Genomic DNA, 12,963 nt, shown 5'->3' with positions numbered 1-12,963 from the left:
ATCTGTCTCATGGTCGCTGACGGGGAACAGGGCCCGACCTTACGCCTGACTGAGGTCCATGACATTGAGCTTACGTTCCGAAGATGCCCTGATAGCCCTACGCAAGATTCAGCGCGTGACTGAGATCGCTTCTAAACGGCTGGCGTTGACTGCAGGTCTCACGCCATCCCAACTAAGCGTCTTGCGCTTATTGTCGGAATCCGGTGAGGTTTCTGCTGGCAAGGTCGCGGAAGCAACGCAACTCAAACATGCCACAATCACCAGCCTCGTGGACAAGCTGGAAGCGCGCGGCTTTATCTCGCGCAGACGTTGTGATGAAGATCGGCGACGGGTCTGGCTAAGGCTTATGCCAGCAGGTCAAACCGCGCTTCAGACCTCGCCCGATCCGCTGCACGAAATGTTTACGCGCAGTTTCAATCACCTTCCAGACTGGCACCAGTCGATGCTTATCTCAGCATTGGAAAATGTCACTTCGCTATTGAACGCCGAGAACCTGGATGCTGCTCCAATTCTCGATATTGGTGAGCTCGACCAGACCCCTGAGTGAATTTAAGGTGGTTTCAGACTAACTCGAACCAGTCTCCGCTATTCCCGGGGCAGCAGACGCCACGTTCGCGAAGCAGGTCTTCGACATTCCGCAACAAGAGCGTATATCAGGCATACATCGTTACACCGAGCTGAATGATCTCAGGCGAGGCTCTGAATTAGCGAGATGGATTTTGGCCATATTAGAAGCTCAATTACCAAGATCGTCACCTAAAAGCCCGGTTCTCTCGGCTATGCCCGCAAACAACAATCCAGCGCTAGTTTCCGAGCTCCAGAAAACCAGCAGCCATAAATCGCGCCATGCGTTTTTTCACAGCCGGGAAATCCTCAGAACTGCAAACTCCGCCAGAGAGGCGATCGATTCGACCTGTGCAGGCCAACGTGTTCATCAATGAGCCGGTCACAAAGTGATATCCCCAGAAAATATCCTCTTCGGAATAATCGGGAAGCGCTCGTTTCAGGATGCTCACCAATTTCAACACGACCGGGTCGAAATGCTTGTCCATCAGTTCGGCGCCTTCAGGCGTATTACTGACGCGGGCGCAGAAGGCAGCATAGTGCATCCATTGCTCACCGCCTTCATAGTAAAGGTCCAGATCCGTATCGAGAAAGGCGTGAAGGGCCCCTTCAACAGTGGGCTTGTCACCCGCAGTCGCCTCATACTCATTGAGAGCCTTCATGCGCCCTTCACTGGTCACACCTGCCCTGCGCGCGAATACGGCCTCGAAAAGGTGTTGCTTGTCCTGAAAATAATAGTGAACCAGTGTGGTGTGGATTCCAACCCGTTTAGCGACGTCACGAAGCGTGACACCGTGCAGACCATTCTTGGAAAAAAGATATTCCGCTGCGTCAAGGATTTGCTCAATGCTTTCCGCACGCTGTTCTGCCTTGCTGCGGCTCGGTCGCTCGGCTTTGGTATTCGACATCGTGGCGTCCTTTCTTTCAGGATAGGTTGGCTGATCAACTTACGTCAACCGCTGGTCCACAAGCAGTTGATTACGCATCATCCCTGACCAACTCTCCATCTTCCTTGTTCAATCCTTTGGCGTCGCTCGAAGCGCGGCGCAGAACCTAGCTTTATACACAGCCCAGCCGCTGCAGCCCAGACGACTTTGGGACTTTCACCCAGTGCAGGCTCACATTGCATAGCCCCCTCAATCCCATACCCGCGAATTCCTCACGATTCAATTGACTTCACTCTCTCCTGAGTGAATATCATGGCGGGAAGGAGATATAGGATCAGCTGTCACATCGACAATGATCATGAATCTGATGGTGAGAGCCAGCGCCTGCTCCGTCCAGAGTCGGGGCGCAAGCACGACTATTCCAAAACATAGAAAAGAAGAGCGAGACGCGTGCGATCTGCTGATCGCGCTTGGAATATCACCAAAAAAAAAGAGAAACGAAACATCAGGGAGTGAAACGTGAAATCAAATGCAACCCCGCAGGCGAAGCCTGCTCCGACTCGACGAGATATGGAGGATTCGGCTCAGGTTACACCTTACCAAAGCAAGAAATACCGCATCTACGTCCTATTTGTGCTCACGATCATCTACGCATTCAACTTTATCGATCGGCAGCTACTCGTAATCTTGCAGGAGCCCATCAAGGCAGAGCTCGATCTTACCGATACGCAGCTAGGCCTGCTAACTGGTTTTGCCTTCGCCCTCTTCTACGTCATTTGCGGCATTCCAATTGCCCGTTGGGCCGACCGGGGTGTTCGCCGAAACATCATTTCTTGGGCGCTCACTGTCTGGAGCGTCATGACGGCCGTGTGCGGTCTTGCCACAAGCTTTACCTATCTGCTCGTTGCGCGGGTCGGCGTGGGTGTGGGCGAAGCTGGCGGTAGTCCACCGGCGCACTCAATGCTCTCCGATATTTTCAAACCGAAGAACAGGGCGCTCGCTTTGTCGGTCTATTCAATCGGCATCTATATCGGCATCCTTTTCGGTTTTGCACTCGGCAGCCGGATCGCCGAAGCGTTTGGTTGGCGTCTGGCCTTCTTCGTCGTTGGCGCGCCAGGCATCCTGCTTGCCATAATCTTCCGGCTGACCGTCCGGGAACCTATTCGCGGTTGGTCCGAGCGAGTTGAGCAAACGCAGCTCTCGACGCCACCCCTCATGAACGTGGTAAGACTTCTCTGGAGCCACGTATCCTTCCGGCACATTGCCATGGCGGCCAGCCTGCAAGCCTTCCTTATTTATGGTATCGGAAACTGGTTCCCATCCTACTTCCTGCGGAATTTTGACATCAGCCTCGGGACTGTGGGCACCTGGATGGCATTGACCAGCGGATTCGGAGGCGCTTTCGGCTCTTTCTTCGGTGGCTGGATGGCGGACCGCTTCGGCGCGCGCGACATACGTTGGTATCTCTGGATTCCAGCGATACTCACCTTCATGATCGTACCCGTGCTGATCATTGCGCTGACATCCGGGTCAGCCAGAACTGCCCTGCTCCTGACCGCGCCCTTCAACTTCCTGACAGCGGCCTATCTTGGCTCGGTAATCGCCGTGTCCCACAGTCTGGTCAGCATTCGCATGAGGGCGCTGACGTCCGCCATACTTTTCTTCATCCTGAACCTTATTGGTCTAGGCCTTGGCCCACTTATCGTTGGCGCGCTTAGCGACCAATTCCTTAGTGCCGGTTTCGAGACGCCTCTGGCAAGCGCCATGCTGATTTGTGGCGTTATCGGATCGCTCTGGGCGTGTATCCATTATGTGCTGGCCGCAAAAAACATTCGCCAGGATATAGCGAGGCTGATCCCATGAAACAGATTATGCTGAATACCAAGTTTGTTCGGCCAGTCCTGATGGCCTCCGCCCTGCTTGTGGTGACCAACTGCCAGACACCTGAGACGCGCGTCTTTGCCGCCACAAGCGCTACGTCTCAGGCCGCCGGCGACACACCGAGCCAAGCGCGCACCAAGGATGGTCTCTATATTTCCTGGCGCGAGCACCTGATTGATGATCAGCAGACAAATGGTGGGACCGCCATACGCGGCGGCGATGGTCTTGTCATCGCGGATCTTGACGGCGACGGGGTCCTCGATATCGTTTCAGTGCACGAAGACTCCAACCACCTCCGCATCGCTTTTGGCACTAGTGACGCCGACACATGGATCAATGTCACCGTCGCAGCTGGCGACGAGGTTGGCGCGATAGAGGATGTCGCGGTCGGTGATATCAATGGTGATGGCTGGCCTGATCTGGTCGCGGCCTGCGAAGAAGCGCATCTCCTCTACCTTCAAAACCCTGGGAAACTGGCCCGCAAGGAAACCTGGCCACGGATGATCCCCAAGATCACACAAGGGCGGGGTTCGTGGCTGCGCGTATTCATGGCCGACATGGACCAGGACGGGCATCTTGATGTCCTCGCAGCGAACAAGGGCGCCGCCGACATCATTGATCCATCCCTCGCGAGCGCCGCGCGGCCGACCTCACTCTTTCGTATAGAAGGTGACCCGCTTGTCCAATCGAGCTGGCATGAACAGGTCCTTTCACGGGAAGTGGTGCCCAATACAGCCATGCCGATCGACATTGACGATGACGGGGACATGGACGTGCTTGTCGCGGCGCGCCTCGATCTTCAAATGGCGATTCTGGAAACAGTCGGCAACGGAACCGCGTCAGGTTTTACCGTGAAACCGCACCCGATTACCATCGTAGCGGGAATGCCTGTGCCGGACGATTGGCGCGGCGCATCAAGCGCTTTCCAGTCTGCCTTTGCCGACATTGACGGCGATGGACGCAAGGATCTTGTTGTCGCTGTCCACGAAACGCCCCAGCCGGTTGCGGGAAGCCCGCTCGTGGCCGGGTTGGGTTGGCTCAAACAGCCTCAACAGCTTGATGAGCCGTGGACTTTTTTCCGCATCGGCGACACATTGCCAGACATCGTAGCCGGCATTGGGCTCGCCGACATTGACGGCGACGGCGACCTTGATGCCATCACGGGCGGTTATTCCGGGCTCAATATATTACGGGGCGCCTACACCGATGCGTCGCGCGAAGAAGACAGTCCGCAGGTCACGGCAGCTTCCAGCGTGGGCCGGATAGCCTGATTCGAAAATCCGGGAGACGCCCGTGAGCACTGGGAGCGGCACGACATATCCCGGCGCGTGCGCGGCATGTACGATGTCTTCGTTCCTGTCGACATGGACCAGGACGGTGATATCGACTGGGTTGCAACCCGCGGGAATAGTGGGATTTACGATGGCGTCTTCTGGCTGGAGCAAGTGCGCACGGCCGAGCCAAAGCCTGCCTTCACCGCTGGCCGCTCCGAAGACAGTCGCGCCCTGCCGCTCCCACCGGAAAACTGGATCGATACGTACGAGACGGAGATGACATTCACACCGCCCAACAAGGCCGGTCACGAATAGCCCGTAAACACACTATTCCAATGGCGGCGCGCCGAGACCGATATTAAGGAACCACGGCGCGCCGGCAGCTTTGCGCTGACGCACGAGCTCTTCATGCAACTCGAACATGCCCGGCATTGGATTGTTACCGACTTCCAGTTCCTGACCGATATTCAGGTAAGCCTGATCGCCGCCATAAACAGGCCAGACCGGACCCGAGATGCTTTCAGGCTGCCCAGTTGCCGCAAAGGAGGTCCAATAATCGAGCAGCGCACGGGATACAACATGATCATGCTCGCCATCAGGGACAGGCCAGTTAGGTGACAACTTATCCGGATCAAGAGCGCCAAAAACAAACGGTAATTCACTCGCGTGGAACGCACAGAGATCAGCCTTCTCGGCACTCGGATAGCAATAGTCGAAGACGTACATAAAGGCAGGCTGATCCGCCTCGGTCTCCCTGCGCACGATCCGTTCGGTCGCCCAGCCGTAAATCCCGTCGCGCAGCGTGGCCAGCATGGACGCATCGACATCTGCCCTCGGATAGAGCGCGAGAACATCATTCGAAAGCGCACCATACCGCGCCACGATCGCCGCTTCATAGTCATCGGGCTTGCGCGGCAGGAACAGGCGTTGAGAGCGGACTTCACCGCTGTTAAACCCGGCAAGCACTGGCACATTTGCAAATGCACCACCGTCGAATGAATCAATAATCTGCGAGGGAAGGACTTCGCCATCAATCGTGCCCTGCGGTATGAATCCTGCCAGGCCTGCTTTGTCCGTGATTTCCTGCGCTGTCGCTTCACGCGCGGATTCGAGGCTGGAAAACCCCATCGCACTTAGCGTTGAGGCACCGATTTCCTCTGCAGGCCGCGCGCCATAGGCGGCTCGGCCGAGCTCCGGGAAATTCCTGCTATTGGGGCTCTCGATGATGGCTTTCTGAAAAAGACCTTCCGCCTTTGGACTTGTCAGCAGATAGGTCAGGCTAAGCGCCCCGGCGGATTCCCCCATTACGGTCACATTTGCGGGGTCGCCACCGAAGACCGATATGTTGTCGCTGACCCATTCAAGCGCAGCGATCTGATCGAGCAAACCATAATTTCCGGAAATGCCGTCGGGCGATTCAGCGTTCATCTCCGGATGCGCCAACCAGCCAAGCGCGCCAAGGCGATAGTTGAGGGAAACGAACACAACGCCCCTGCGCGCAAATTCCGATCCATCATACATAGACTGGGCGCTGCCACCGATCCGTAGGGACCCGCCATGTATCCACACGATAACCGGTGCGTTGTCCGAACGGGTTTGTTTCCAGATGTTAAGGGTCAGGCAGTCTTCGGATGTTTGAAGCGGCGGGTCATAATATAGGCTGCGATCTGGTACGGCGGGCTGAATGCAACTTGGGCCAAAAGCAGTCGCATCGCGCACACCGGACCAATTCGGCGGAGGCGATGGTGCCTTCCAACGCCCTTCCCCGGTCGGCGCAGCTGAGTAGGGAATGCCTCGAAAGACCTCCAGGTCTCCCTCCCGCACACCGACAAGCTGCCCCTGCCGCAGGTTGACGGTCGCGCCATTAGTCAAAACCGCAACAGGGTACACATCATCGGAACGGACACATCCTGAAACTGCCATTAGCGCGATCACTGCCAATGTTTTCAGACCGGCTATCATGACACGCCTCCGTGGTTTCATGCCGATGCGACGCACATGTCACGCAAGCTATGCTTGTCTATCTTGCCGGTGCCTGCCAGCGGCATTGACCCAAGACGAATGATTTCGTCAGGCAGCCACCAACTTGGCACCTTGCCCGTCAGCCCGGCAAGGAGCGCCTCATCGCTGAGTTCGCATCCTTCCCTGATTTCGACCATCAGCACCGGTCGCTCGCCCCATTTTGGATGCGCGCGGCCGACGACAGCTGCAAGGGCCACTTCGGGCAGCCGTGATACGAGCGTCTCGATCTCTGCCGGATTGATCCACTCGCCGCCAGACTTGATAAGATCTTTGGAACGGCCGGTAATAAATACTTGGCCGCCCTCGCTGAGAACGGCGAGGTCGCCGGTGTCGAACCAGCCATTTTTTGTGGCACTCTCAGTCTGCCCATAATAGCGCGAGACGACGGACGTGCCCCGCACCCAGAGTCGTCCCTCCTGACCGCGCTGAATATCGAGTGGCTCGCCGGTGTGATCTGTCACCATCAGGTCGAGCCCCACTGCCGGCCGGCCGGCTGTTTCGGGCGAGCGTGCGTCGCCTGGTGGCGCAGCGGTTCCGAGCGGCGATAATTCCGTCATGCCCCATGTCGTTTGGACGCAGATGCCTCGGTCTTCGATCCGCTGCATCAACACAGGGTGCATTGGCGCCCCCCCCACCATAATCCGTTTCAGCGAAGGCAGATCCATATCCTTCGCATCAAGATAATCCATCAACCCCGTCCAGATGGTTGGAACCCCAACCGCGACCGTCACGCCTTCGTTTGCGATGAGCGTGGCAAGACTTTCGCCATCCGAATGACGGCCTGGCAGGACCAGCTTTGCGCCGGTCGCAGGGGCGGAAAACGGCAGACCCCAGGCATTCGCATGGAACATCGGCACGACCGGCAGGACAACATCATGCGATGTCATTCCGGAGACGTCCGCCTGCAACTGGCGCAAGGTGTGGAGGTAATTTCCCCGATGCGTATATGTCACGCCTTTCGGGGCGCCGGTGGTGCCTGAGGTGAAACACAGGCCGCACGGGGCCGTTTCCGGAAAATCGCCCCATGGCACATCGGCAGACTTGCCCACGATGGCATCTTCGAGAAGTTGGGCATACGGAAGACCAACGACATCAAGCGCGTCACCGTCAGGGTGGTCGATCACCAGAACAGTCGTTATTCCCGGGGCGCCTTGAACGATACTCGCGGCCAACGGCTGCAAGTCGCTGCTCACGATCAATATCGCCGCTTCCGACTGGCCGAGCATCCAGGCCAGCTGCTCGCTGGTAAGACGCGGATTGAGCGTATGGCAAATAGCGCCCATGCCCATTACGGCATACCAGCACTCCATATGCGCCTGTGTGTTCCATGAAAGCGTGGCGACACGACTGCCCTTCCTCACGCCAAGATCATGAAGCAGGGCCGTCACGCGCTTGGCACACTCGCGTAAGCCAGCATAGCCCGTTCGGGCGATGCTGCCGTCCGCGCGTGCAGTTACAACTTCTGTCAGGGGATGCCATTTGGCGGCATGGTCAAGAAACTTGTCGAGCGTGAGTGCATAATCCTGGATTGCACCGTCGATCATTGGCATTTTGAATCCTTAGGCGGCAAAGGGGGAGAGAGGATTCCAACATTCCAGTTCCATGGAATGTTGCCTGCAGCGCGCCTGCGGCACACCACTTCCTCATGTAGGTCAAAGCGGTTTCGGGAAAGCATGGGCCACGGTTGCGGCTCGTCAGCGAAGACCATGCCAGTGGCCTTGTCTTCGTAGGCCGGCCACACTGCGCTGCCTTGGGCGGCGGGACGGCCGTCGCGAGCGAAGCTCCCCCAATACGCCATCATCGCTTTCGACAGGTCATTCTCTTCTTCCGTATCCGGTATTTCTGGCCATGGCGCGACGGCTTCGGAGATCGTTCCGAACATGTAGGGAATTTCTGACGCATGGAATGCGTGGAGTCCGAGGCGATCGGCTGCCGGGTACCCATGGTCAAACAAATAGAAGTATGACGGATACCCAAAGGCACTCTGCGAAGCCGCAAGACGTTCCGCAGACCACCCATACATTGCATCGCGGGTTGTTGCGAGCATGCTCGATTCCAGGCTCTCTGAGGTATAGATCTCGAGGAATGCTTCGGCAAGATCACCATACCCCTTCCGCACCGCGGCCTCGTAAACATCCGGCTTTGGTACCGGAGGCAAGAGGAACCGCAAGGAGCGGATCTCACCTTCATTGAAGCCAGCCAAAACGGGGACGGGAGCCTGTTCGCCCTTGTCAAAGGTCGCGACCATCTGGTCGGTCAGGTAAACGTCATCGATAACGGCAAACGGCAAGAATCCTGCCTTGGCAGACTTATATACAAGGTCTTTTGCCGACATCGAGCGAAGGTCCTTGATGTCTGAGGCGCCCATGCGTTTCGCAAGTTCCGCGCCTGTAGACTCCGCCGGTGGAAGGCCATTTACGGTTTCCTTCAATGCAGCCATGGTCACCATGTATGCGCTTTGCGCAATGGCCTTGTCGAACAGGTCCTTCGCCTTCGGCGATGTCATGAGCAGGACAACGCTGAGCGCACCTGCAGATTCGCCTGCGACCGTGACATTATCCGGATTGCCGCCGAATGCAGCGATATTACGCTTCACCCATTCGAGCGCCAGTGTCTGGTCCATCAAGCCATAATTACCCGAAATGCCCTGCGGGGACTCAGCGCTTAATCCCGGATGCGCAAGATAGCCGAGAATTCCCAAACGGTAATTGAGCGTGACCACGACCAGGCCCTGTTCGCGCGCCATTCTGACGCCATCATACATTTCCTGGCTGCCCGCGCCCGTTGTGAGCGAGCCGCCATGGATCCAGACAAATACGGGCGCATTCATGGCATCTTCCGGTGCCCAGACATTCAGGCTGAGACAGTCTTCCGAAACGGGGCCTAGCTCCGTTGAATATATGCTGCCGGGCCGAGATTCCGGCTGAGGACACGCTGGGCCGAACGCCAATGCATCGCGCTGTTCTCCCCAGTCCGGAACCGACACGGGCGGCGCCCAGCGACGCTCACCCGTGGGTGCCAGAGCATAGGGGATGCCACGATATACGGACACGCCTTTCTCTGTCGTACCACGAATGGCACCGACAGGAGCGTTCGCAAGGGCAACGCTCCTGACAGGCTCGGCAGATCCGCTTGCACATCCTGCTGCCAAAAGAGACGCGGCGGATACGAACAATAGCGCAAGCACCGCCCCAAAATGCCTTCCGCTTGCCGCCTCAGTCGGCGACCTGTTCGATCTAAGCATGACGCCTCTCCCCCAAACGGATCAGTAGTCGTAGCTGAGTCGTACACCGACGGTCAGCGGCCGCACACGGGCATAGCGGCTATCGAGGAAGCCTTCCGGGTGGACGTAGGTGATCGACTTGTCGTCAAACAGGTTCTCGACATAGGCCACCACTTTCCAGTCGTCCTTCGAGATACCAGCCTGCGCATTCACGATCGTGTATGCCTCGGTATAGTCGAAGGTCGGGGCCGGTGTGTTCGGATTGCCCGGCACATTCGGCAGCATGGCCGGGAAATCGCCCACATAGGCGGCCGTTGCACTCACAAATGCGTCCTTGTCACTGATCGCGAAATCGTAACGGGCCGTAAGGGCGCCCTGGAAGTCAGGCATGGCGAGTTGCAGACCCTCTTCAGCCCCAGAAATCGCGGCTTCCTCATCGGTGAGGTCCGTGATTTCAGTGTCGCTGAGCGAGCCGTTCGCGAACACGCTGAAGCCGTTGCCGGGATAGTATCCGATCTCGAATTCGATGCCCTGGCTGACGGCCTTGCCGATATTGGTTGCGAACTGCGCTTGGTCGGACAGGCGGTTAGCCTGAACCTGGATGTCTTCCCAGTTGATATAGTAGGCGGCAAGGTTCGCAGTCAGCTTGCGGTCGAAAAAGGCACCTTTCATGCCGATTTCATAGCTGGTGAGCTTATCCGAATCCGCCCCGTTCGGGATAATGATGTCGTTGGGGTCCACCCCGCTGGCAAGGCCGGCGCGGGCGTTCGCCACCGGCGAACGGAAGCCTGTCGAAATCGACGCATAGGTCGTCAGGTTATCCATCGGCTTGTAGGAGAGGCTGCCTTTGTAGGACACGTTGTCGGCTTCGACCTCGAGGCCGTCCGCTGCCGTGACCGGTGTGATCGTCAGGGCTGTGTTGGTAAGGCCGAGCAATGCAGCCGTCAGGTAATTGGAGTTGTAGCCGCCGCCAAGAGTGTGGGACTGCACCGACGTTTCGGTATAGCGCAGGCCGCCAGTCGCCCACAGCTTGTCGGAGAAGTGGTAGGTCAGCTCACCGAACGCCGCCGATTCAATGGCGTCGAAGTATCCCTTGAAGCGATAGTAATACTCATCCGGCAGGCCCGTCAGGCCACGCGTATCGAGGAATTCCTGCGAAGAGCGATAGTCATAGTCAATGTCACGGCGCTTGTTGAAGTAGAAACCGCCGACGATCCAGTCCCAGTTTCCACCATCTGCGGAAGACAGACGGACTTCCTGGACGAAGTTTTCATCATGGCCGACCGCATCAAGCGCGAAGGGAATGCCCCCACCGAATGTGCCCGCCAGGTCGACGATGAACTTCCCGTCGATCTTGGAGTAGTTCGAGGAAGTGGTAAGGGTCGCGAAGTCCATGTCCCAGTTGGCCGTCAGATTGTAGCTGGTCATGTCGGACTGGAAGAGGTCGGGGCGGTCCGTCTTGCGAATGAAATCGCCTCGGTCAGGGTTGGTGAGAGCGGAATCCGCAGGTTCATTGTCCTCGCGGATGATGAGCAAGCCAACATCGAAATTACTGGTCGGTTCCCACAGCAGGTGCGCACGGCCACCAACTGCCTTCAGCGAGTTCGCGCCTTCAATTCCTGTGCCGATATTGTCGACCCAACCGTCCTCATCGCGGTAGAAGCCTACGACCCGCAGCGCCAACTGGTCTTCGACGAGCGGCATGTTGACCATGCCGTTGTACCGCTGGCGGACAGCGTCGCCATCCGTCACACCGAGATCGACCAGCGCGGCTGCTTCGAACTTGTTCGGGTTAGGCTGCTTGGTCAGGATACGCACGGCGCCGGACAGCGAGTTTGCGCCGAACAGTGTTCCCTGCGGTCCGCGCAGCACTTCTACCCGCTCCACGTCAAAGAGGGTCGGGTCGAGAATGGTCGAGTTGCCGTTCGAGGAGATCGGAAGCTCGTTAATGTAGATTGCGGTTGCGGCCTGCAGGTTGGCGCCATAGCCATTGGTGGCGATGCCGCGCGTGGTGATTGTGTTGAAGTTGGCGGTCGGCTGGTTCAGCACGATACCGGGTGTCTCGCGCGCAAGGCCGTCATAACTGACGATGCCTTTTTCCGACATGGCTTCCTGTTGGAACGCCGTGACGGCCAGCGGCACATCCTGCAGGCTTTCGGCACGGCGGGTCGACGTCACGATGATCGTATCCTGACGCGACTCATCCACGGTCGAATCATTCGTCGCCTCATCACCGGGCGACACCTGTTGGGCAAAAGCGGGCGCTCCCAGAATAGCGATTGAAATCGCATATACGGACGCCATTGAACGTAGAGTCATTAGATTATCCTCCCTTGATGAAAGCGGCTTGTCGCGCTTTTCAGAAACCGTTGGAGAACAAATCGCTCACGCTGTCAATAATCTTCACTCTAATGATAATGAACTTTTTTAAAGTTTATTTCGCCGGGCACAGGTCCATTAGGAATAAGCCTAGACCATTCGACAAATAGAGCCCTTCTCTCGTTTTGGTGGCAAAGCTCCTCTACTCGGGCGCCCCAGTGCATTTGACCTGCTTGTCTCGCGTTTTCGCGTTGGATGACACGACGCGAGGTGGGATCCGTCTAAAGCGAGCCCGTCTCCGTATTTCGCGAACGAGCAGGCCCTAGGCGCCGAGAAGGTCGCGCCATTCGCAAAGGACGGCGTCTCGCAGCACTTCAAACCGGCTTTTCTTATTGATATTTCTTTTATCGTTGAAGGGGTTGTGCACTGACGGTATTGTCAGAAGAAATAAATCTAGCTGTCTCTTGCGGCCTTGCTGCCCTAATTTTGAGCAAGCAAGATTGATCCAGCTACAGGGCCCACCCAGAGCCTGAGACTTTTATGGCAAATGTCGTTGCCCCGCTCGTGAAATAGGTCTTCCGCATTCCTTGAAGACAGAGGAACCCTGACGCACATCATCTCGCCAAGCTGGATGATTTAGGGTGAGGTTTTGAATTAACGGAACGGATTCTTGGTCACTTTTGCGAGGCTAAACGCTTGGATTGGTCACTCCGAGCCGAACTCCCCTGACAATGCCATGAAACTCCAAAGGGCGGGGAAGAATGACCTATTACCCCACATTCCCTTTTAGTTT

General features: G+C 57.1%; 9 protein-coding genes. 4 read left to right on the top strand and 5 right to left on the bottom strand.

What is annotated here, in order from left to right:
• The first annotated feature begins 115 nt into the window (after window positions 1-115).
• The gene (locus tag HOC_RS17075; RefSeq protein ID WP_206741599.1) at window positions 116-547 is read left to right on the top strand and encodes a MarR family winged helix-turn-helix transcriptional regulator; all 432 of its coding nucleotides are present in this window, start codon (window positions 116-118) and stop codon (window positions 545-547) included.
• Between the two features lie 256 nt (window positions 548-803).
• Here HOC_RS17075 and HOC_RS17070 read toward each other — a convergent pair whose 3' ends face one another.
• Window positions 804-1,472: a TetR/AcrR family transcriptional regulator gene (locus tag HOC_RS17070; protein WP_035540806.1), complete on the bottom strand. Its 669-nt coding sequence runs from the start codon at window positions 1,470-1,472 to the stop codon at window positions 804-806.
• Between the two features lie 549 nt (window positions 1,473-2,021).
• Here HOC_RS17070 and HOC_RS17065 point away from each other — a divergent pair.
• The 3 genes from HOC_RS17065 to HOC_RS22595 all read left to right on the top strand — a co-directional run bounded on the left by HOC_RS17065 (window position 2,022) and on the right by HOC_RS22595 (window position 4,921).
• Window positions 2,022-3,314: a spinster family MFS transporter gene (locus HOC_RS17065; protein WP_035540805.1), complete on the top strand. Its 1,293-nt coding sequence runs from the start codon at window positions 2,022-2,024 to the stop codon at window positions 3,312-3,314.
• Window positions 3,311-4,603, top strand: coding sequence for an FG-GAP repeat domain-containing protein (locus HOC_RS17060; protein WP_206741598.1), 1,293 nt, complete (start codon window positions 3,311-3,313; stop codon window positions 4,601-4,603). The genes HOC_RS17065 and HOC_RS17060 overlap by 4 nt, the downstream gene beginning before the upstream one ends.
• A 66-nt stretch (window positions 4,604-4,669) precedes the next feature.
• On the top strand, window positions 4,670-4,921 hold the full coding sequence (locus HOC_RS22595) for a hypothetical protein (RefSeq protein WP_051625031.1): 252 nt from the start codon (window positions 4,670-4,672) through the stop codon (window positions 4,919-4,921).
• A gap of 12 nt (window positions 4,922-4,933) precedes the next feature.
• Here HOC_RS22595 and HOC_RS17055 read toward each other — a convergent pair whose 3' ends face one another.
• Genes HOC_RS17055 through HOC_RS17040 form a run of 4 tightly spaced genes read right to left on the bottom strand, consistent with a single transcriptional unit; the run spans window position 4,934 to window position 12,170 of the window.
• A complete protein-coding gene (locus tag HOC_RS17055; protein ID WP_162174887.1) occupies window positions 4,934-6,529 on the bottom strand; it encodes a carboxylesterase/lipase family protein in 1,596 nt (531 codons plus the stop codon).
• A 56-nt stretch (window positions 6,530-6,585) separates the two neighbouring features.
• Entirely contained in the window at window positions 6,586-8,172 is a 1,587-nt protein-coding gene (locus HOC_RS17050) for an AMP-binding protein (RefSeq protein WP_035540804.1), read from the bottom strand.
• Window positions 8,169-9,872, bottom strand: coding sequence for a carboxylesterase/lipase family protein (locus HOC_RS17045; protein WP_084146420.1), 1,704 nt, complete (start codon window positions 9,870-9,872; stop codon window positions 8,169-8,171). Before HOC_RS17045 ends, HOC_RS17050 begins: the two co-directional genes overlap by 4 nt.
• Window positions 9,873-9,893: 21 nt before the next feature.
• Window positions 9,894-12,170, bottom strand: coding sequence for a TonB-dependent receptor (locus HOC_RS17040; RefSeq protein WP_035540801.1), 2,277 nt, complete (start codon window positions 12,168-12,170; stop codon window positions 9,894-9,896).
• Window positions 12,171-12,963 lie beyond the last annotated feature (793 nt).

The sequence above is a fragment of the Hyphomonas oceanitis SCH89 genome, assembly GCF_000685295.1.
Classification (GTDB): Bacteria; Pseudomonadota; Alphaproteobacteria; order Caulobacterales; family Hyphomonadaceae; genus Hyphomonas; species Hyphomonas oceanitis.
This window is presented reverse-complemented; position numbering and strand designations above follow the sequence as displayed.

Excerpts from the sequence above, each read along its gene's own strand:
- HOC_RS17050 (WP_035540804.1), bottom strand. The coding sequence starts at position 8,172 with ATGATCGACGGTGCAATCCAGGATTATGCACTCACGCTCGACAAGTTT.
- HOC_RS17045 (WP_084146420.1), bottom strand. The coding sequence starts at position 9,872 with ATGCTTAGATCGAACAGGTCGCCGACTGAGGCGGCAAGCGGAAGGCAT.
- HOC_RS17065 (WP_035540805.1), top strand. The coding sequence starts at position 2,022 with ATGGAGGATTCGGCTCAGGTTACACCTTACCAAAGCAAGAAATACCGC.
- HOC_RS22595 (WP_051625031.1), top strand. The coding sequence starts at position 4,670 with ATGTACGATGTCTTCGTTCCTGTCGACATGGACCAGGACGGTGATATC.
- HOC_RS17040 (WP_035540801.1), bottom strand. The coding sequence starts at position 12,170 with ATGACTCTACGTTCAATGGCGTCCGTATATGCGATTTCAATCGCTATT.
- HOC_RS17055 (WP_162174887.1), bottom strand. The coding sequence starts at position 6,529 with ATGGCAGTTTCAGGATGTGTCCGTTCCGATGATGTGTACCCTGTTGCG.
- HOC_RS17070 (WP_035540806.1), bottom strand. The coding sequence starts at position 1,472 with ATGTCGAATACCAAAGCCGAGCGACCGAGCCGCAGCAAGGCAGAACAG.
- HOC_RS17060 (WP_206741598.1), top strand. The coding sequence starts at position 3,311 with ATGAAACAGATTATGCTGAATACCAAGTTTGTTCGGCCAGTCCTGATG.